This window comes from Pseudomonas sp. TH43 (genome assembly GCF_016650635.1).
Classification (GTDB): domain Bacteria; phylum Pseudomonadota; class Gammaproteobacteria; order Pseudomonadales; family Pseudomonadaceae; genus Aquipseudomonas.
The window spans coordinates 956,339-977,408 of the sequence record NZ_JAEKFI010000004.1; the positions used below are offsets into that span (position 1 = coordinate 956,339).

Consider the following 21,070-nt stretch of genomic DNA (forward strand, 5'->3'; position numbering starts at 1 on the left):
GGTACTGTCGTTTCGTTCACCTACAACAATAAATAAACGGACTTGCTCATGATCAAACAGACGTTGTTTGTACCGCTGGCCGGCTGCTTGCTCGCACTGGCCTGTGCTCAGGCGAATGCCGCACCCAATCCTTATTCCAACTTTGTGGTCTTTGGCGACAGCCTCAATGATGCGGGGACTTTCACCGATCCTGGCGGCCCGGCGGGCGCCACTCAGCGCTACACCAACCGGACCGGACCGCTCTATAAGGATGGCACCGGTGAAAACCGTAACCTGAATGCCACACAGATCATCGGTGGCAAACTCGGTTTCAGCCCGGACCAGACCGCCTCGTCCTCTTCGGCGGTACGCGCCGGTGAAGGCCTGCCGGACGGTAACAATTGGGCAGTCGGCGGTTATCGCACCGACCAGATTCTCGATTCAATCACCACGCAATCCGCCACGGGTGAGCGCACGCGCGCCGGCTACCTGCCGTCCAACGGTTTCCGTGCCGACCCGAATGCGCTGTATTACATATCCGGCGGCGGTAACGACTTCCTGCAAGGCCGCATACTCAGCCCTGATCAGGCCAGTTCTGCGGCGGATCGACTGGCCGACAGTGTCCGCACGCTACAAGGCGCCGGCGCCAAATACATCATGGTCTGGCTGCTGCCCGACATTGGCCTGACCCCGGCCATCAACGGCTCGCCATTGCAGAGTTTCACCTCGCAGCTCAGCGCGCAGTTCAACACTGAACTGGTCGGCCAGTTGCAGAACATCAACGCCGAAATCATTCCTTTGAACATTCCAGTGCTGCTCAAGGAAGCGTTCGCCAACCCGGCGCAGTTCGGTCTTGCTACCGATCAGAACCTGACGGCCACTTGCTTCAGCGGCAACAGTTGCACCGAGAACGCCAGGTACGGCATCAACAGCGCAACGCCAGATCCGACCAAGCTGATCTACAACGATGCGGTGCACCCGACCGAAGCCGGCCAGCGCCTGATTGCCGACTACGCCTACTCACTGCTCGCCGCCCCATGGGAATTGACCCTGTTGCCGGAAATGGCCCAGGGCACCTTGCGTGCGCATCAGGACGAACTGCGTAACCAATGGCTGGCTGACTGGGAGAACTGGCAAGGCGTCGGCCAATGGCGGGCGATTGTCGCCGGCGGTGGCCAGCATCAGGACTTCGACGACCAGCACAGTGCGGCAAGCGCCGACGGCAATGGTTACAACCTGAACATCGGCGGCAGCTATCGCCTCAATGAAGCGTGGCGCGTCGGCGTAGCGGCCGGTTTCTATCACCAGAAACTTGAAGCCGGCGACGCCGACTCGGACTACAAACTCAATTCCTACATGGGTACGGCGTTCGCGCAGTACCAGCAGAACCGCTGGTGGGGTGACTTGGCCATTACCGCCGGACACCTCGATTACGACAGCTTGAAGCGCAAGTTCCAGCTCGGGGTCAACGAACGTGGCGAGAAGGGTGATACCGACGGCTACGTACTGGCCATCGGTGGTCGTGTCGGCTACGACATCGCGCCTGAGGCCAGCAGCCCATGGCACCTGTCGCCATTCGTGAGTGCCGATTTCGGCAAAGTTGAAGTCGATGGTTACTCGGAAAACGGCGCGGACTCCACAGCGCTGACCTTCGATGACCAATCGCGTAACTCCCGCCGCCTCGGCCTCGGCATCCAGGGTAAGTATCAGATCACCGCACAGACCCAGGTGTTCGGCGAGTTTGCTCATGAACGTGAGTACAACGACGACACCCAGGATCTGACGATGAACCTCAACAGCCTGCCGAACAATCGCTACACCCTGGACGGCTACACGCCGCAGACCAATCTGAACCGCCTGAATCTGGGCGTGAGCCACAAACTGACTCAGGACCTGGCCCTGCGCGCCGGCTACAACATCCGCAAGGATGATGACTTTACCCAGCAAGGGGTCAATGTTGGGGTGGTGTTGGACTTTTAAGCGTTTAGAGCAAAAGATCGCAGCCCGCGGCAACTCCTGTAGGGCTGTTGCAAGTCATAAAAAAGCGGCGCCCTCACAGGCGCCGCTTTTTTTATGCATCACATTTTCTGTAGTGATGGACATTGCCTGTGGCGAGGGGATTTATCCCCGTTGGGGCGCGAAGCGGCCCCTAAACCAAACATCTCGGCGTATCAGGCAGACCGCATGCAATGGTTTTACGACTGCTGCGCAGTCGAACGGGGATAAATCCCCTCGCCACAAAAGTCCTCTCACACTGGGGATAGGGAATTAGTCCGGGGTTTGTTCGGCCAGGGCTACGGCGCGGAACATGGCGCAGCTTTTCTGTAGTGATGGACATTGCCTGTGGCGAGGGGATTTATCCCCGTTGGGGCGCGAAGCGGCCCCTAAACAAAACACCTCGGTGTATCAGACAAACCGTATGCAATGGTTTTACGACTGCTGCGCAGTCGAACGGGGATAAATCCCCTCGCCACAAAAGCCCTCTCACACTGGGGATAGGGGATTTCGGCCAGGGCGACAGCGCGGAACATGGCGCGGCTTTTCTGTAGTGATGGGCATTGCCTGTGGCGAGGGGATTTATCCCCGTTGGGGCGCGAAGCGGCCCCTAAACCAAACATCTCGGTGTATCAGGCAAACCGTATGCAATGGTTTTACGACTGCTGCGCAGTCGAACGGGGATAAATCCCCTCGCCACAAAAGTTCTCTCACACAGGGGATAGGGGATCAGTCCGGGGTTTGTTCGGCCAGGGCTACGGCGCGGAACATGGCGCGGCTTTTCTGTAGTGATGGACATTGCCTGTGGCGAGGGGATTTATCCCCGTTGGGGCGCGAAGCGGCCCCTAAACCAAACACCTCGGTGTATCAGACAAACCGTATGCAATGGTTTTACGACTGCTGCGCAGTCGAACGGGGATAAATCCCCTCGCCACACAAGCCCTCTCACACTGGGGATAGGGGATCAGTCCGGGGTTTGTTCGGCCAGGGCTACGGCGCGGAACATGGCGCGGCTTTTCTGTAGTGATGGGCATTGCCTGTGGCGAGGGGATTTATCCCCGTTGGGGCGCGAAGCGGCCCCTAAACCAAACACCTCGGTGTATCAGGCAGACCGTATGCAATGGTTTTACGACTGCTGCGCAGTCGAACGGGGATAAATCCCCTCGCCACAAAAACCCTCTCACACTGGGGATAGGGGATCAGTCCGGGGTTTGTTCGGCCAGGGCTACGGCGCGGAACATGGCGCAGCTTTTCTGTAGTGAAGGACATTGCCTGTGGCGAGGGGATTTACCCCCGTTGGGGCGCGAAGCGGCCCCCTAAACCAAACACCTCGGTGTATCAGACAGACCGCATGCAATGGTTTTACGAATGCTGCGCAGTCGAACGGGGATAAATCCCCTCGCCACAAAAGCCCTCTCACACTGGGGATAGGGAATCAGTCCGGGCTTTGTTCGGCCAGGGCTACGGCGCGGAACATGGCGCGGCGTTTGTTCAGGGTTTCTTCCCATTCCAGCGCCGGCACCGAGTCGGCGACGATGCCGCCACCGGCCTGCACGTGCAGTTCGCCGTTCTTGATCACCGCGGTACGGATCGCAATCGCGGTGTCCATGTTGCCGTTCCAGGCGAAGTAACCGACGGCGCCGCCGTAGACACCACGCTTGACCGGTTCCAGCTCGTCGATGATTTCCATCGCACGAATCTTCGGCGCGCCGGACAAGGTGCCCGCCGGCAGAATCGCCCGCAGCGCGTCCATCGCCGTCAACCCTGCTTTCAACTGACCGGTGACGTTGGAAACAATGTGCATCACGTTGGAGTAACGCTCGATGACCATTTTCTCGGTGAGTTTCACCGAGCCGATTTCCGAAACGCGGCCAGTATCGTTACGGCCCAGATCGATCAGCATCAAGTGCTCGGCGATCTCTTTGTCGTCCGACAGCAGGTCTTCTTCCAGCGCCAGATCCGCCTCTTCAGTCGCGCCACGTGGGCGTGTGCCGGCAATCGGGCGCACGGTGATCAGGTTGTCCTCGACTCGCACCAGCACTTCCGGCGAACTGCCGACGACATGGAAATCGCCGAAGTTGAAGAAGTACATGTACGGCGTCGGGTTGAAGCACCGCAGTGCGCGATACAGATCGATCGGTGCAGCCTTGAAGTCGATCGACATGCGTTGCGACGGCACGACCTGCATGCAGTCACCGGCAAGGATGTATTCCTTGATGGTGTCGACGGCCTTTTCGTAATCGTCCTGAGTGAAGCTTGAGCGGAATACCGGATCAGCCGATTGCTGTTTGCTGAAATCCAGACCACGACGCGGGGTGATCGGCTGGCGCAGTTTCTCCAGCAGTCCCTGCAATTGCGCCTGACCTTGCTCGAAGGCATCAGCCTGCGAAGGATCAGCCAGTACGATCGCGTGCATCTTGCCGGCGAGGTTGTCGAAAACGACGACGGCGTCGGAGACCATCAGCAGAATGTCCGGCACGCCCAGCGGATCCGGGTTCGGGCATTTGCCCAGACGTTTTTCCACGTAACGCACGCAGTCGTAACCGAAGTAACCGACCAGACCGCCGTTGAAACGCGGCAGACCGGCGATGGTCGGCACGTTGTAGCGCGCCTTGAAGGTTTCGACGAAGGCCAACGGATCTTCAACGTCGTGGCTTTCGGTCTCGACGCCATCGACAGTGATGCTGACGTGATGATCGTGAACCCGTAGCACCGTGCGGCACGGCAGGCCGATGATCGAGTAACGCCCCCACTTCTCCCCGCCCTGCACTGATTCGAGCAGGTAGGAGTTGGGCTGGTCGGCCAGTTTCAGATAGATCGACAGCGGCGTGTCGAAGTCGGCCAGGGTTTCGCAGGCCATCGGAATGCGGTTGTAGCCGTCAGCGGCCAAGCGCAGGAATTCTTCGCGGATCATGAGGTGCCTCGTGGTGTGAGGTGTAATCAGTCAGGTATGCAAACGCGCCGGCAGGCCGGCCAGGAACAAGTCAGGCGCGCCAACGCCAGCGGGCCAGGGCCTTGATGACTTTCATCCAGAGTTTGCGAGTGACCACCACGATGGCGTTTCCAGAAGGAGATTGAGAAGCGTCGGGCAACGTTATCTCAGCGGCCGTAACGAGGCAACCGGGAATTAGCTTGCGCAGATCGTCGATCACCAGCGCCGGCGATTCTTCGGCAATCGGCCGGCCATGGTTGTAGCCATAGCTGAGCGCGACACATTTGACCCCCGCCGCTTTCGCCGCCAGCACATCGCTGCGCGAGTCACCGACGAACAACGATTGCGAGGCCGGAATGTTGGCCATTTTCATCACGAAGAACAGCGCGGCCGGGTCAGGCTTCTTCTGCGGCAAAGTATCGCCGCCGATGATCCACTTGAAGTAACGGCCGATTTTCATCTGATCCAGCAGTGGCGCGACAAAGCGCTCCGGCTTGTTGGTGATCAGCGCCATGGCCACGCCTTGCTTTTGCAGCCACTTGAGGGTGTCGCGCACGCCGGGATAGACCACGGTCAACGCATGGCTGGCGCCGTAGGCTTCCATAAACACTTCGAGCGCATGTTCGGCCTCGACGTCATCCACCGCCGAATGATCGATACCACCGGCCAACGCCCGGCGCACCAATACGGGGGCGCCATTGCCAACCCACTCGCGCACCGACTCGATGCCCGCTGGCTTGCGGCCGAGGGAGAGCAGCATGTTGTCCACCGCCGCTGCCAGGTCAGGAACCGAGTCGATCAGCGTGCCATCCAGATCGAACATCACCAACCTTGGCAGTTTGCCCGGGAACAGCTGCTCAAAACCGCTCATGGACGGGCCAGAGCCAGTTCGGCACGCATCTTGTCGATGACTTCCTGATAGTTCGGTGCGTTGAAGATCGCCGAGCCGGCGACAAAGGTGTCGGCGCCAGCCGCAGCGATTTCACGGATGTTGTTGACGTTGACGCCGCCGTCGATTTCCAGACGGATGTCGCGGCCCGAGGCATCGATGATCGCCCGCGCTTCGCGCAGTTTATCGAGAGTGCCGGGAATGAACTTCTGCCCGCCGAAGCCCGGGTTGACGCTCATCAGCAGGACCATGTCGACCTTGTCAATTACGTACTTGAGCACGTCCAGCGGGGTCGCCGGGTTGAATACCAGGCCGGATTTGCAGCCGCCCTCGCGGATCAGTTGCAGCGAGCGATCGACGTGCAGCGTGGCTTCCGGGTGGAAGGTGATATAGGTGGCGCCGGCCTCGATGAAGTCGCCGACAATGCGATCCACCGGGCTGACCATCAGGTGTGCGTCGATGGGCGCGGTGACGCCGTACTTGCGCAACGCCGCGCACACCATCGGGCCGATGGTCAGGTTGGGCACGTAGTGGTTGTCCATGACGTCGAAGTGAACGAAGTCGGCGCCTGCGGCGAGGACATTGTCTACTTCTTCGCCGAGGCGGGCGAAGTCGGCGGAGAGAATCGACGGAGCAATTACGAAGGGCTGCATGACGCACCTTTTCTGAGCTAAATCACGATGGCGCGCATTGTATACCTCAAGTTTCCGCGCGCGCACCGTGACTGCGATGATTGGGTTGGGCCATGACCGATGACTGGCGGCGACTCAGTAAGCCGCGCGATAGATCTTCTCGATGTCCACAGCGCTGAGTTTGCGTGGGTTGTTGCGCATCAAACGCTCGATGCCCGCCGCTTCCACAGCCATGGCCGGGATCGCTTCTTCCGGTACACCGAAACTGCGCAGCCCGACGGGAATTTCCACTGCCGCACACAGGTCAGTCATCGCCTGCACGGCTTTGTCTGCTGCCTCGGCAGCGCTCAGATGAGCGGTCATCACGCCCATGGCTTCGGCAATATCCTGCATGCGTTCGACGCAGGCCATTTTGTTCCAGGTCATGACATACGGCAGCAGCAAGGCGTTGCTGACGCCATGGGCAATATTGAAACGCCCGCCCAGCGGATACGCCAGCGCATGCACCGCACCGACCCCGGCGTTACCGAACGCCATGCCGGCCATCAGGCTCGCGGTGGCCATGTCTTCGCGCGCTTGCAGGTTGGCGCCGTTGGCATAGGCCTTGGGTAACGCCCTGGCAATCAATTTGATCGCGCCGATGGCCAGGGAATCGGTGATCGGCGAGGCGTTCACCGACAAATAGGATTCGATGGCGTGCACCAGCGCGTCAACGCCACTGGCGGCGGTGACACTGCGTGGGCAAGTCAGGGTCATCTGCGGGCTGACCAGCGCGACGTCCGGCAATAGATAGTCGCTGACGATGCCCTTCTTCAATTGCGCGACCTTGTCGGAAAGAATTGCGACGTTGGTGACTTCGGAACCGGTGCCGGCAGTGGTCGGAATCGCGATCAGCGGCGGGCCTTTGCGCGGCACTTGGTCAACGCCGAACAAATCCTCCATCGCGCCATGGTATCCGGCATAGGCCGCGACACTTTTGGCTATGTCGATGGCACTGCCGCCACCGAGGCCGATCAAACCGTCATGCCCGCCTTCGCGGTAAACGCGCATGCAATCTTCGACGATGGCGATTTCCGGGTCCGGCAGCACGCGGTCGAAAATCTCGTACTCACGCCCACCCAACTGGCACAGCGCCAACTCGACCGTGCCTGATTTGACCAGCGCAGCGTCGGTGACGATCAGCGGGTTGTCGATATCCAGCCGTGTGAGTTCCGCCGCCAGTTGCTCGATGGCCCCGGCGCCGGTGATCAGTTTGTGAGCGATTTTGAACTGGGAAAGACTCATCGTGCGCAGCCTCTTATAGATGTGGGAGCTGGGCACAAGATTAGCTGGGGATTTGGGGTTGTCTGCTATTCAGGTGGTGAATGACTACCGAAGACAAAAGCAAGAGCCCCTCACCCTAGCCCTCTCCCGGAGGGAGAGGGGACTGACCGCGCTGTACTTTTGAAGTACACCGACCTGAAATACCGAGTCGAACTCGGGTTTTGAAAAGCACAACGATCTGCTCCCTTCCCCCTCGCCCCCCTACCAGAGGGAGAGGGGACTGACCGAGGTGATTGGGAGAGGTACAACGACCTGCAGTGGTCAACTAATTCCGGACACCTCGATAGGTGGTTTTGACGCCATCGCCCGCTCATAGACGGTCGGTGGCAGATATCCCAGTTTCGAGTGAAGCCGTTCGTTGTTGTAATACCCAACGATGTACTCGGTGATGTCGCGGATCGCTTCGGTATGATTGGCGTAGTCACGTCGCCATACCCGCTCCATTTTCAAGCTCAGGAAGAAGCGTTCCATCACCGCATTGTCCCAGCAATTACCTTTACGGCTCATGCTCTGCTGCATGTCGTTTCTTGCCAGTAACTCTCTGTAAGTTGCACTCGCGTATTGGCTGCCACGATCCGAGTGGGCAATCAGGCCTGGCGGCGGTTGGCGCTGTGCGATGGCCAGTTGCATCGCAGTGCACACCAGCTCTGCCGGCATGTTCGGAGCCATCGACCAGCCCACGATCTTGCGTGAAAACAAGTCCAACACCACGGCCAGATACAGCCAGCCACTGCGGGTGCGGATGTAGGTGATGTCTGCCACCCAAGCCTTGTTTGGCGCTGCCGGATCAAATTTTCGGCTCAGTACATTTTCGGCAATCGGCAGATCATGATTGCTATCGGTCGTGTGCACAAACTTGCGCTTCCAAGCCGAACGTAGCCCATTGGTACGCATCAAACGGCGGATTTTATACAGCCCAACAGACAGGCCTTTGCCGCGCAAAGCGTCGCGCAAGGGCCGGCTGCCGTAGCAGCCACCACTCTCGGCAAAAGACGCCTTGAGTTGCAAAACGACAGGACAACTCTGCCGGACGGGCGCATCAGCACGCTTTTGCGACTCATAGAAGCCCGAGCGACTGATGCTCAGTAACCGACAGACATGTGTCACTGAGTAGGCCTTCTGTTGCAGCTGCCGAACCAGTCGATACCTTACTTCAGCTCGCGGGCAAAGAAGGCCGTAGCCTTTTTTAAGATGTCGTTATCCATCTTGAGCTGGCGATTTTCCTGTTCCAATTGCCGGATTCGCTGTTGCTCTGCCGTCAATGGCTTGCCGATTCCGGCGTGCCCCAATTGCTCTGCCTCGTACTGTTGAACCCAGCGTCGAACGGCTGTCTCACCAATGTTCAGATCTTGGCAAACCTGCGTAACGGTTAGCCCCTGATCCTTGATCATCTTCACGACTTGCAGCTTGAAGCTGTCGTCGAATGCCCTGCGTTTTTTGGTCATGAATAACTCCTCGATAGATGTATTTTCCACCTATCGGGGTGTCCGGGGAAATTAGACCACTGCAACCTGAAATACCGGGTCGATCTCAGGCTTTGAAAACCATGAAGATCTACTCCCTTCCCCCCTCTACCCCTTGGGGGAGAGGGCTGGGGTGAGGGGTAAGCTTTTGATCTGGCCCTTAAACCTGAGCGGTGCGCAGTTTTTCGCTGCGGCCACGTAGCCATTCCAAGGTCAGCAGCAGGATGACCGAGAACGCGATCAGCAAGGTCGCAGCAGCGGCAATCGTCGGGCTCAGGTTCTCGCGAATCCCGCTGAACATCTGCCGAGGCAACGTCGCCTGTTCGGGGCCGGCGAGAAACAGCGTCACCACCACTTCATCGAACGACGTCGCAAACGCAAACAGCGCCCCGGAAATCACCCCCGGCGCAATCAGCGGCAAGGTCACCCGGCGGAACGCTGTCAACGGCGATGCTCCGAGACTCGCCGCAGCACGCACCAGATTATGGTTAAAACCCTGCAACGTCGCCGACACCGTGATGATCACAAACGGCACGCCCAACACCGCATGCACGACGATCAACGAGAAGAAACTGTTGCCCAACCCCAACGGGGCGAAGAACAGATAACTCGCTACACCAATGATCACCACCGGCACCACCATCGGCGAGATCACCAGCGCCATCACCAGCGACTTTCCGGGGAAGTCGCCGCGGGTCAGACCAATCGCTGCCAGCGTGCCGAAGACCATCGCCAGCACGGTCGCGGCCGGGGCGACGATGATGCTGTTCTTCAGTGCGCGCATCCATTCCGCCGAGGCGAAGAAGTCCTGATACCAGTGCAGCGAAAAGCCTTGCAGCGGGTAGACAAGGAAACTGCCCGAGTTGAACGACAGCGGCACGATCACCAGCACCGGCAGAATCAGGAACAACAGAATCAAGCCGCAAAGGATCCGCAAGCTGTAGAACCACACCCGTTCGATGGGTGACATGTAAGGACTCAGCATCTCAAATTCCCCTTAGCTCAGGCGCAGGCGACTGGCGCCCACCAGCCAGCTGTAGATCAGATAAAGCACCACGGTTGCCAGCAGCAACAATCCGCCGAGCGCAGTGGCCATGCCCCAGTTGATGCTGGTGTTGGTGTAGAACGCGACGAAGTAGCTGACCATCTGATCGTTCGGGCTGCCGAGCAGCGCCGGGGTGATGTAGTAACCAATGGCGAGGATGAACACCAACAGGCACCCGGCGCCGACACCGGCATAGGTCTGCGGGAAATACACCCGCCAGAAACTGGCGAACGGGTGGCAGCCCAGCGAAATCGCGGCACGCATGTAGGTCGGCGAGATGCCCTTCATCACGCTGTAGATCGGCAGAATCATGAACGGCAGCAGGATGTGCACCATCGAGATGTACACGCCGGTACGGTTGAACACCAGTTCCAGTGGCTTATCGATGATGCCCATCGCCAACAATGCACTGTTGATCAGGCCGCCCGATTGCAGCAGGACGATCCAGGCGGCGACCCGTACCAGAATCGAGGTCCAGAACGGCAACAGCACCAGAATCATCAGCAGATTGCTCTGACGCGATGGCAGGTTTGCCAGCAGATAGGCCAGTGGATACGCGAGCAACAGGCAGATCACGGTAATGATCAGGCCCATCCAGAAAGTGCGCGCGAAGATGTCGAGGTAGATCGCCTGATCCGGGGTGGCCGGGGCGATTTCGCCGAGGTCGTCGATACGGTGATCGACGGCCGCCAGCAAGTAGTAAGGGGTGATGCTGCTGGTATTGCGTTTGACTGCTTGCCAGTAGGCTGGATCGCCCCAACGCTCGTCGAGCGCTTCCAGTGCTTCTTTATAGGAGGCTGGTTCGCTGGCGAATGGCAGCGCCCGAGCAGTTTTGGTCAGCAGGCTGCGATAGCCGGCCAATTCCATGTTCAGGCGTTTGGACAAATCGCCCAAGGTCTGGTTTTTGCGCGCTTCGGCGAGGTCTTCGCCGGCAGCCTTATAGACCGGTTCAGCGGGCAGGCCGCGGCCGTCCCAACTGGCGATGGCCGCCACGGTGCGCGGCATGCCGCCGACCACTTCGGGGTTGCCGACGCTTTTGTAGAGCAGCGCCACGATCGGCACCAGGAACACCAGCAACAGAAACAGCACCAGTGGCGCAATCAGCGCCTGGGCTTTCCAGCGGTTGACCCGCTCGGCGCGCTTGAGCTTCTGCTTCAAGGTGGGGCTGGCGCCCTCGTTCAGGGGAACGGCGATGGCCATGACGTACTCCGCAAATCTTTGATCGTTACAGCGGTGGCGAGCCACCGCTGTTGTGTTGAAACACCACTACTTGTGGAAGCGAACCTTCCTGAGAGAGCGAACCTTGTGGCGAGGGGATTTATCCCCGTTCGGCTGCGCAGCAGTCGTAAAACCTGAGAATGCGTTTTATCTGACCCACCGAGCGGGTATGGCTTTGGGGCTGCTTCGCAACCCAACGGGGATAAATCCCCTCGCCACAAACTCACCCTCGCCATCTCCCATACAGGTGAAACAGTGGTTATTTCGCGGCCCAGGAGTTGAAGCGCTGTTCCAGTTGCTCGCCGTTGTCAGCCCAGAAGCTGACGTCGATCTGCACCTGGTTGGCGATGTTTTCCGGGGTGGTCGGCATGTCTTTCAGGACATCCTTGGCCAGCAGCGGTACAGCCTGGGTGTTGGCCGGGCCGTAGGCGATGTTTTCCGAGTAGGTCTTCTGCTGTTGCGGCTGCACCGAGTAGGCGATGAACTTCTTCGCCGCTTCGGCACGCTTGGCGTCCAGACCTTTCGGGATTGCCCACGCGTCGAAGTCGTAGATGCCACCGTTCCACACCACTTTCAGGTTGGATTCTTTCTGCACGGCGGCGATACGACCGTTGTAGGCCGAGCTCATCACCACGTCACCGGAGGCGAGGTACTGCGGCGGTTGCGCGCCCGCTTCCCACCACTGAATGCTTGGTTTCAGCTCGTCGAGTTTCTTGAACGCGCGGTCCTGGCCACCCTTGCTCGCCAGCTCTTTGTAGACGTCTTTCGGCGCAACGCCGTCGGCCATCAAGGCGAATTCGAGGGTGTACTTGGCGCCTTTGCGCAGGCCACGCTTGCCCGGGAATTTCTTGGTGTCCCAGAAATCTGCCCAACTGGTCGGCGCGGTTTTCAGCTTGTCGGCGTTGTAAGCCAGTACGGTCGACCACACGAAGAAACCTACGCCGCAAGGCTGAATCGCGCCTTTGACGTAGTCTTCAGTCTTGCCGAACAACGCTGGATCGAGTTGCTCGAACATGTCTTCGTCGCAGCCACGGGACAGCTCTGGCGATTCAACCTCGACCAGATCCCACGACACGCTCTTGGTGTCGACCATGGCTTTGACCTTGGCCATTTCGCCGTTGTATTCGCCGGCGACGATCTTGCCGTTGCCTGCCGCTTCCCACGGTGCATAGAAGGCTTTGACTTGCGCCGCCTTGTTCGCCCCGCCAAACGACACCACGGTCAAATCCGGGCCAGCGGCCATCGCGCTAGCCGCACCCATCAGGCCCAGGGTCAGGGCGGTGAACTTCAGGGATCTCAACATTTATTGTTCTCTCCACGTGCAGGGTTGGTGTTGGTATTGCCGGGGCGATTAATGCGCCTCTAGAAGTGGATCGAGCGCACGAACGTGCTCGACCTGCCAGCCAAGCGGTACCACGTCACCGACGGCGAGCGCTGGATCGAGCTCGGCAATCGGTTGTTTCACGAAGAAGTCGGTCTTGCCGCAGACTTCCAGGCGCACCCGGACGTGGTCGCCCAGATAGATGAATTCCGCCACCCTCCCTGAGAAGCGGTTGACGCATTGATCGCTCGAACCGTTGAGGCTGACGCGTTCCGGACGGATCGACAGCGTCACCGGTTCGCCAGCCTGGCCAACGTTGACCGCCAGCGCCTCGACCTTCTCGCCACGGCCCAATTCGACCACGCAGCGCTCGCCGCTCTGGCTGAGCAGACGACCGTTGAGGCGGTTGTTCTCGCCAATGAAGTTGGCAACGAAGGTGTTTTTCGGCTCTTCGTAGAGCGAGCGCGGTGGCGCGATTTGCTGGATCTCGCCCTGATGGAATACAGCAACGCGGTCGGACATGGTCAGTGCTTCGCCCTGGTCGTGGGTCACGTAGACCACGGTCACGCCGAGACGCTGGTGCAGATGTTTGATTTCCATCTGCATGTGTTCACGCAGCTGTTTGTCGAGGGCGCCGAGCGGTTCGTCCATCAGCACCAGTTGCGGTTCGAACACCAGCGCCCGGGCCAGCGCGACACGTTGCTGCTGGCCGCCGGACAATTGCGCCGGATAGCGCGAGGCGAAGGCGTCGAGCTGCACCATGCTGAGGACTTTTTTCACTTTGTCGCTGACGTCGCTTTTGTTCAGGCCACGTACGCTTAGCGGGAACGCGAGGTTTTCCGCCACGGTCATGTGCGGGAACAACGCATAGTTCTGGAACACCATGCCAATGTCACGCTTGTGCGGTGGCACGTTGTTGATCGAGCGCCCGGCGAGGAGGATTTCACCGGCGGTCGGCGTTTCGAAACCGGCGAGCATCATCAGGCTGGTGGTCTTGCCGGAACCGGACGGCCCGAGCAGGGTGAGGAATTCGCCTTTGCGAATGTCCAGGTTGAGGTCTTTGACGATCAGGTTCTCGCCATCGTAGCTCTTCTGCACTCCACGAAAGCTGACCAGCACATCACTGGCCCCTGCGTTTGATTCGACCTGGCTCATACCCACACCTTTGTTGTTGATGACTGCTTGTGGGTTAAGCCTAGTGGCTGGCGACAGGCGCGCAAATCGGGGCGCAGGAGAGAATCGCCTCAGCCGGATGGAAGGTTGGGTGTAGGGATTGCCCTACAAGGATGACGCGATTGGATAAGGCAGCAGTGAGTGACAAGCTGCAAGCCGCAAGAACAAGCAAAAGCGGCTGTCGCTGACAGATATGCCCACATTCTCCGGACACAGAGAAACCTGTGGGAGCTGGCTTGCCAGCGATAGCGGTGGGTCAGCCGACATTGATGTGACTGACACTCCCTCATCGCTGGCAAGCCAGCTCCCACAGGTTTTTGTAGTGAGCTTAGAGGAGTTTGTGTTCCATCGCGTATTTGACCAGCTCGGCCAGGGAGGTGATGTTGAGCTTTTGCATCAGTCGCGCTTTGTGGGTACTGATGGTTTTGCTGCTCAGGGCCAGTTGCTGGGCGATGTCGTTGACGTTGGCGCCCTGCGCCAGGCGCTCGAAGACCGAGAACTCACGCTCGGACAACAGCGAGTGCAGCGGCCGCGCATCGGTCAGGCCGACTTCGAAAACCATGCGATCAGCCAGATCCGGATCGATGTAGCGCCCGCCCGCCGCGACTTTGCGAATGGCCGTGAGTAACAACGCCGGATCGCTGTCCTTGGTCGCATACCCGGCGGCGCCGACCTTCAACGCGCGAGCGGCCATCTGCGCCTCATCGTGCATCGACAACACCAGAATCGCCGGCGGATTGTTCAGCGCACGGATGCGCGGGATGGCTTCCAGACCGTTGACGCCGGGCATGGAGATGTCCAGCAGGACCACTTCGCACGGCACGTGGCGCAGGGTTTCGAGCAGTTGTTCACCATTGCTCGCCTCGCCCACCACTTGCAGATCCTTGGCCAGGCCGATCAGTTGCTTGATGCCCTCGCGGACAATGGTGTGGTCTTCGGCTACCAGTACACGGATCACGTTCTTCTCCATTATTCTTATTCAGCGCCAGGGTCATTCGCGAGCAGGCTCGCTCCCACAGGGAAATGCATTCCAATGTGGGAGCGAGCCTGCTCGCGAAAGCGTCGACCCAAACACCACATAACCATCAGACCTCATTCACCGGCACCCAGACATTCAGACTGGTGCCCTCCCCCGGCTCACTCTCCAGCACCAACCGCCCGCCCATGATCAATACCCGCTCACGCATGCCGACCAGGCCAAACGAGGTCGGCCGACCGCTGGCGGGTACAAATCCTACGCCATCATCACTGACCGTCAGACACAACTCGTCGCCTTCCAGCACCAGCGTCAGCTCCACAGTATGCGCCTGGGCATGACGCATGACGTTGGTCAGCGCCTCCTGCAGAATCCGGAACAGCCCGATGGCCTTGGCATCGCTCAACGGCGGCAGATTATCCGGCACCTGCACCAGACACGGGATCTGCGTACGCGCCTCGAACCGCCGTGCCTGCCATTCAATCGCCGAAGCAATCCCGGCATCGAGAATCGGCGGACGCAGCGCCGTCGCGACATCACGCACCAACTGGAACAACTGGGCGATCAGCCGCTTCATGCTGTTCAACCGTTCGTTCAAACCAGGATCGAGTTGCGCGTAGGCCAGCTCGCACATCGATGTCTCCAGTTTCAACACTGTGAGCATCTGACCCAATTCATCGTGAACCTCGCGGGCAATCCGCGCCTTCTCTTCTTCGCGGACACTTTCAAGGTGCGCCGACAGTTCGCGCAGTTGCTCACGGGAGGCGGCCAGTTCCAGCTCGATGCGCTTGCTCTCGGAGATGTCCCAGACGATGCCGTCCCACACATACGCGCCATCGTCGAGTTGCCGGGTGATTGCCTTGATCTCGGCCCAACGCTGTTCGCCCTGCCGTGTGAGAATTCGCCCCTGCCACGACCAGTCGCTGTCGGTGTCCAGCGCCTGATCCTGGGTGCGGTGATAACTCGCCTTGTCGTCCGGGTGCACCAGACTGCGCAGGCCCATGTCGCGATGAGCGATAGCCGCGGGGGCATAACCGACCAGACTTTCGCTGCCCTCGCTGATGTAGGCAAAGTCGATCTGCCCGCTGACCGGCGCCCGCTCCAGACGGAACACCAGCCCCGGCACGTTGGCCGCAATGCCTTGCAGGCGCGCCTCGCTTTCCTGCAATGCGGCCAATGCGCGACGGCGTTCGGTGACGTCGGTGAGATAAACCACCAGATACTCGCTGTCGCGAAAACGCAGAAAGCTCAGCGACACGTCCGCCGGCAAAATACTGCCATCGGCCCTTACGCAGCTGGTTTCAAAACTCAACGGTCCCTCTTCACTGGCCCGCGCGCGTTTCCACAGGCCGAGCCAACGATCCATGTGCAGACCCGGTTCAAAATCGATCAGCGGTCGCTCGATCAGTGCGCCCGAGGGATAGCCAAGCATGCTTTCCGCCGCACGATTGGCATAGCGCACATGACTGTCCCAATTGACCCAGAGAATGCCAACGGTGCTCTGATCGATGGAAAACTGCGTCAGCCGTAGCGCTTCTTCGCTGGCGGCGCGCTGGGCGATGTCCTCTCGAGCGGCGAGCAGGCGCTGTTCGAGACTGTGTTGCTGACGTCGCTGCCAGAACACGATGGCCAGGCAACTGAGCATCATCACCGCGAACAACAGGCTGAGGTTCTGCCAGAACCCTGGCGACTCTGACAGTCGCGGATATTTCGGCTGCAGCCATTGATTGTGCAAACGCTCCAGATCCTTGGCCGGGATCGCACGCAAGGCACTCTGCACGATGCCGGCCAACTCCGGCCAATCGCGCCGGGAAGCGACCCGCAACAGTTGCGGCAGGCCGATATCGCCGACCACCACCAGTTCGGCAAATTCGGGCTCTGTCGACAGGCGCCCGAGCTGTGCTTCATCAACGACCGCGTATGAGGCCTGCTGGCTCAACAGCAACTGCAACGCCTGACGCTCCAGCGGCACGCCTTGCAAATTCAGATGGGGATAGTTGCCGCGCAGGTAGTCGGCGGTGGTGCTCGGCATGCGCACGGCGACGCGGGTCTGGCTGTCGAGTTTCTCCAGATCGACCACGCCGCTGGCCTTCTGATCGCTGACCACCAGTTGCGGCACGCGCATGTACGGATCGGAAAACAGCCACAGGCGTAACGCCGACGGGGTTTGACTCAATCCAGGGGCAATGTCGACTTCACCTTCGCGCACTGCGCTTTCCAGTTGCGCGAGGTCTTGAAAGTTGCGCCAGCTCAATTCGACATTGAGGGCCTTGGCCAGCAACTTCATCAGCTCGACGTTGGCCCCGGACAAGCGCTGCAAGCGTCGGTCGTATTGCGCATACGGCGCTTGCAAGACCAGGCCAACGCGCAATTCATTGTGCTGCGTCAGCCATTGCTGCTGGCTGGGCGACAGTTGCACGACATGTGCCGGTGGCGCAGGCGCCGCCCAGCCCATCAAGGGAAACCACAAACAGCCGATAACCCACAGGCAGCAAAATCGCTTCATTGAAGTCTCATACACTGACAAATTCTGACCAACCCATTAGGCTGCCGGGATACTTTCTGGCCTGGAATAACCGATGCCCTCTGTCTACCGCCTGGCAATGCCAGCATTGTGCCTGTCGCTGCTCCTGCCTTGTGCGTTTTCCGTCAAAGCCGCCGATCCTGCGCCTGCCGCCACGGCCGAAAAACCTGCCGAAGAAAAACCCGCCGAACGCCAGCCACTGCTTGAGCGTAGTCAGGAAGAGGCCGCCGCACTCGAACGTAAAGTCCCGGCACAAGAACAGCAACAGTTGCAGGCTGGCAGCGATACCTTTCTGGCCTTGTGGAAACCGGCCAACAACGCCGAGCCCAAAGGCGCGGTGATCATCATCCCCGGTGCCGGTGAAACGGCTGACTGGCCACAGGCTATCGGCCCGTTACGGCAAAAATTGCCGGACGCCGAGTGGAGCAGCCTGAGTATTACCCTGCCCGATCTGCAAAGCGACGTCATCGCCCCGCGGGTGATGGCGCCCGCCGCCGCGCCGAAAGCGCCGGAAACCGGCAGCAAGGATTCCACCACCGCACAACCGATCGAACAGGCTGCTGGCGGCGAAGCAGAAGTGGCGGATCAGGTAGTTGCAGAAACAACTGAAGAACAAACCAAAGCGGATGCCGAGCGAATTTTCGCGCGCATCGATGCGGCGATTGCCTACGCCGAACAGCAAAGTGCCCGCAGCATTGTGGTGCTCGGACACGGCACTGGCGCCTATTGGGCCGCGCGCTACCTGAGCGAGAAGCAAACCGCGCAGGTGGAAAAGTTCGTCATGATCGATGCGCAGATGCCCGCCAAGGCCAAGCCAGTATTGGCCGAGCTGACGCCAACGCTGAAGCTGCCGACCGCTGATATTTTCTACATGGACAAACCACTGGATCGCAACGCGGCGCTTGAGCGCATGCAGGCGAGCAAACGCTTGAAGACCTCAGCGTTTAGCCAAGTGGCGCTCAAAGCACTGCCGGACAGGAAGGCGGAGCAGGAACAGTTGTTCCGGCGGGTGCGCGGCTGGTTGAGTCCACAGAACACCGATTGATAACGGCAAAAGCAAAGATCGCAGCCTGCGGCAGCTCCTACAGGAAACGCATTCCAGGTAGACGCTGCTGAAGGCTGCGACTTTTGATCTTCAACGGTTAGCGAAAATCCCGCCGCTCACGAATCAACGTGTAGGCATTGTGCAGCTCGCGGGTTTTCTCGGTCGCTTCACGTACCTGCGCTGGCGTTGCACCGCTACCGGCAATCTTGTCCGGGTGGTGCCGACTCAACAGCCGCCGGTACGCCCGTTTGATCTGCGCCGGCTCGCTGCTCGCCGACACGCCAAGCAGACGCATCGCTTCCTGATAACTCACCGCCGCACTGACAATAGGCCGTTTGCCCGGCTCGTAATCACTGGCCAGTGCCTGCACCTGATGCGTCGTCCAGCCCAGCCACTTGCCCCATTGCGCCAACAATTCACGTTCACTGACGCCCGCGCGGCCATCGGCCCAGACCATCCGCCAACAGGCGCGCAACACACCTTCGGCCGCATGGGGTTGCCCACTCAGACGACGCAAGTAACCGCGCAAACTGTCGCTGCCGGACTTGCCGCGATTGAACGCAGCAATCGCCCGCCGCTGTGCCGGCTCGCTCATCTCCAGCGCACGCATTTCGTTACGCGCCTGTTGGATATGCCCGTCCGTGACACGGCCGTCGCTCTTGGCCAGACGCCCCAGCAACACGAACAGCAATTCATCGTTGCGCAGCATCGGCTGACCGCCGAGTTTTTCGCGCAAGTGCCCCCAGCTCTGTAAGTGCAGGCGCCGATCCAGTGCCTGCCCCAACAATGCCCCAAGCATGGCCCCCGGAATGCTGGCAATCGCAAAACCCGCTCCGGCTCCAATCAGAGTCCCTGGCCACAACATGTCAGCGACTCGCTTCTATCAAGGTTTCAGCTTCAGCCAGGCGCTCGTGGGTGCCGACGTCGACCCAGTGACCTTTCAAGCGTTCACCGCTGACCTCGCCTTGCGCCATGGCCTGGCGCAGCAGCGGTGCCAGTTTGAAAGCCCCGTCGCGGCAACCGTCGAACAATTGCGGATGAAGGACGGCGATGCCGCTGTAGGTGAGGGTCGCGGCGTCGGCCAGGCCGTCGATCACTTGACCGTCAACCAGACTGAAGTCGCCAGTCGGGTGGTGCGCCGGGTTGTCCGCCAGCACCAGATGCGCCAGGCCGCTGATCGGCTGGTGCAGCACGCTGAAGTCGTAATCGGTCCAGATATCGCCGTTGACCACCAGAAACGCATCGTCACCGAGCAACGGCAGTGCACGGAAAATGCCACCGCCGGTTTCCAGCGGCTCGCCTTCCGGCGAGTACTGAATGCTCACGCCAAACTGCGAACCGTCACCCAGATAATCCTCGATCTGCTGACCGAGCCACGCGTGGTTGATCACGACCTCATTGAAACCGGCGGCCGCGAGGGCGCGCAGGTGATACTCGATCAACGGCACGCCACCGGCACGCACCAGTGGTTTCGGAGTGGTCAGGGTCAGCGGGCGCATGCGCTCGCCTTTGCCCGCCGCCAGAATCATTGCCTTCATGCTGTTGCTCCACCCCGCAGGCTGGCGAACAAAGCTTGCAGTTCCGCCAGTTCAGGACGGCGCGCAATCACCGCTTCTATATAAGAGAAGAAGCGCGGCACGTCGGCCAGATAACGCGGCTTGCCGTCGCGATGGCAGATACGCGCGAAGATACCGATGACTTTCAAGTGACGTTGCACGCCCATCAGGTCGCTGGCGCGCAGGAAGTCTTCGAAATCCGCCTGCACCGGAATGTTCAGCGCCGACGCTTGCTGCCAGTAATTTTCCAGCCAGCCGCGCACGCGTTCTTCAGGCCAACTGAGGAACGCGTCCTTGAACAGGCACGTCACGTCGTAGGTCACCGGGCCGTAGACCGCATCCTGAAAATCCAGCACGCCGGGGTTAGGCTCGCTGAGCATCAGGTTGCGCGGCATGTAGTCGCGGTGCACCAGCACTTTCGGTTGCGCCAGGGCGCTGTCAATCAGTAAATCGCTGATGCGCTGCCATTGCTGCTGTTGAGTCGAATCGAACTCAACGCCCAACTCGCGCTTCACGTACCACTCGGGGAACAGCTCCAGCTCACGGCGCAGCAACGCAACGTCGTAACTCGGCAGCGGCGCAACCATCGGCAACTGCTGAAATGCCAACAGTGCCTTTAGGGCATCGCTGAACAAAGCGTCGGCATTTTCGCCATCGATCACGTCGAGATAGGTCTTGTTGCCCAGGTCATTGAGCAAAAGAAATCCGCGTTCGAGGTCTTCGGCATAAATTTTCGGCACATTTATTCCGGATTTCGCCAGCAAAAAGGCGATATCCACGAACGGTTTGCAGTTTTCCTGGGGGGGTGGGGCATCCATCACGACGAAGCTGCGCCCCTCGCCTTCCCAACGGAAGTAACGGCGAAAACTCGCGTCGCTGCTGGCCGCGGTCAACGTGGCCGGGGGCACGACGCCCCAGCCCTGATCTGCAAACAGGTTTGCCAACTGCTCATCGAGCCAAACTTTCAGGTGTTGCAAGCGTACATCTTGGTCAGGCATT

General features: G+C 59.8%; 16 protein-coding genes. 2 read left to right on the forward strand and 14 right to left on the reverse strand.

The window, feature by feature from the left end:
- Positions 1 to 48 precede the first annotated feature (48 nt).
- On the forward strand, positions 49 to 1,959 hold the full coding sequence (estP, locus tag JFT81_RS20775; RefSeq protein WP_201228718.1) for an esterase EstP: 1,911 nt from the start codon (positions 49 to 51) through the stop codon (positions 1,957 to 1,959).
- Positions 1,960 to 3,409: 1,450 nt separating this feature from the next.
- Here estP and trpE read toward each other — a convergent pair.
- From trpE to JFT81_RS20830, 11 genes are all read right to left on the reverse strand, one after another.
- The gene (trpE, locus tag JFT81_RS20780) at positions 3,410 to 4,888 is read right to left on the reverse strand and encodes an anthranilate synthase component I (RefSeq protein ID WP_201228720.1); all 1,479 of its coding nucleotides are present in this window, start codon (positions 4,886 to 4,888) and stop codon (positions 3,410 to 3,412) included.
- 70 nt (positions 4,889 to 4,958) lie between these two features.
- Entirely contained in the window at positions 4,959 to 5,777 is an 819-nt protein-coding gene (locus tag JFT81_RS20785; protein ID WP_201228722.1) for a phosphoglycolate phosphatase, read from the reverse strand.
- Positions 5,774 to 6,448: a ribulose-phosphate 3-epimerase gene (rpe, locus tag JFT81_RS20790; RefSeq protein ID WP_201148902.1), complete on the reverse strand. Its 675-nt coding sequence runs from the start codon at positions 6,446 to 6,448 to the stop codon at positions 5,774 to 5,776. Before rpe ends, JFT81_RS20785 begins: the two co-directional genes overlap by 4 nt.
- Positions 6,449 to 6,562: 114 nt before the next feature.
- Positions 6,563 to 7,711 (reverse strand): iron-containing alcohol dehydrogenase, encoded by a 1,149-nt coding sequence (locus JFT81_RS20795; RefSeq protein ID WP_201228724.1) that lies wholly within the window; start codon positions 7,709 to 7,711, stop codon positions 6,563 to 6,565.
- Positions 7,712 to 8,011: 300 nt separating this feature from the next.
- Positions 8,012 to 9,195 (reverse strand): IS3 family transposase gene (locus tag JFT81_RS20800; RefSeq protein WP_201225349.1). Its coding sequence is split into 2 segments (ribosomal slippage): positions 8,012 to 8,931 and positions 8,931 to 9,195, totalling 1,185 coding nucleotides; the frame shifts between segments, so codons are not numbered across the junction.
- A gap of 178 nt (positions 9,196 to 9,373) precedes the next feature.
- Positions 9,374 to 10,198, reverse strand: coding sequence for an ABC transporter permease (locus JFT81_RS20805; protein WP_064589486.1), 825 nt, complete (start codon positions 10,196 to 10,198; stop codon positions 9,374 to 9,376).
- A gap of 12 nt (positions 10,199 to 10,210) precedes the next feature.
- A complete protein-coding gene (locus JFT81_RS20810) occupies positions 10,211 to 11,458 on the reverse strand; it encodes an ABC transporter permease (protein WP_103304397.1) in 1,248 nt (415 codons plus the stop codon).
- Positions 11,459 to 11,735: 277 nt separating this feature from the next.
- Complete coding sequence (locus JFT81_RS20815; RefSeq protein ID WP_008085222.1) at positions 11,736 to 12,779, reverse strand: ABC transporter substrate-binding protein; 1,044 nt, start codon at positions 12,777 to 12,779, stop codon at positions 11,736 to 11,738.
- A 48-nt stretch (positions 12,780 to 12,827) separates the two neighbouring features.
- On the reverse strand, positions 12,828 to 13,952 hold the full coding sequence (locus JFT81_RS20820; RefSeq protein WP_201228726.1) for an ABC transporter ATP-binding protein: 1,125 nt from the start codon (positions 13,950 to 13,952) through the stop codon (positions 12,828 to 12,830).
- Between the two features lie 346 nt (positions 13,953 to 14,298).
- Complete coding sequence (locus JFT81_RS20825; protein WP_172680165.1) at positions 14,299 to 14,940, reverse strand: response regulator transcription factor; 642 nt, start codon at positions 14,938 to 14,940, stop codon at positions 14,299 to 14,301.
- Between the two features lie 115 nt (positions 14,941 to 15,055).
- The gene (locus JFT81_RS20830) at positions 15,056 to 17,452 is read right to left on the reverse strand and encodes a sensor histidine kinase (protein WP_201228728.1); all 2,397 of its coding nucleotides are present in this window, start codon (positions 17,450 to 17,452) and stop codon (positions 15,056 to 15,058) included.
- 73 nt (positions 17,453 to 17,525) lie between these two features.
- Here JFT81_RS20830 and JFT81_RS20835 point away from each other — a divergent pair, with 73 nt between their 5' ends.
- The gene (locus JFT81_RS20835) at positions 17,526 to 18,515 is read left to right on the forward strand and encodes an alpha/beta hydrolase family protein (RefSeq protein WP_201228730.1); all 990 of its coding nucleotides are present in this window, start codon (positions 17,526 to 17,528) and stop codon (positions 18,513 to 18,515) included.
- A 97-nt stretch (positions 18,516 to 18,612) separates the two neighbouring features.
- Here JFT81_RS20835 and JFT81_RS20840 read toward each other — a convergent pair whose 3' ends face one another.
- From JFT81_RS20840 to JFT81_RS20850, 3 genes are read right to left on the reverse strand one after another with little or no spacing between them, the layout of a single operon-like run.
- Positions 18,613 to 19,380 (reverse strand): TerB family tellurite resistance protein, encoded by a 768-nt coding sequence (locus JFT81_RS20840; protein ID WP_201228732.1) that lies wholly within the window; start codon positions 19,378 to 19,380, stop codon positions 18,613 to 18,615.
- Between the two features lies 1 nt (position 19,381).
- The gene (gene murU, locus JFT81_RS20845; protein WP_201228734.1) at positions 19,382 to 20,053 is read right to left on the reverse strand and encodes an N-acetylmuramate alpha-1-phosphate uridylyltransferase MurU; all 672 of its coding nucleotides are present in this window, start codon (positions 20,051 to 20,053) and stop codon (positions 19,382 to 19,384) included.
- Complete coding sequence (locus JFT81_RS20850) at positions 20,050 to 21,069, reverse strand: phosphotransferase (protein WP_201228736.1); 1,020 nt, start codon at positions 21,067 to 21,069, stop codon at positions 20,050 to 20,052. Before JFT81_RS20850 ends, murU begins: the two co-directional genes overlap by 4 nt.
- Position 21,070: the final 1 nt, after the last annotated feature.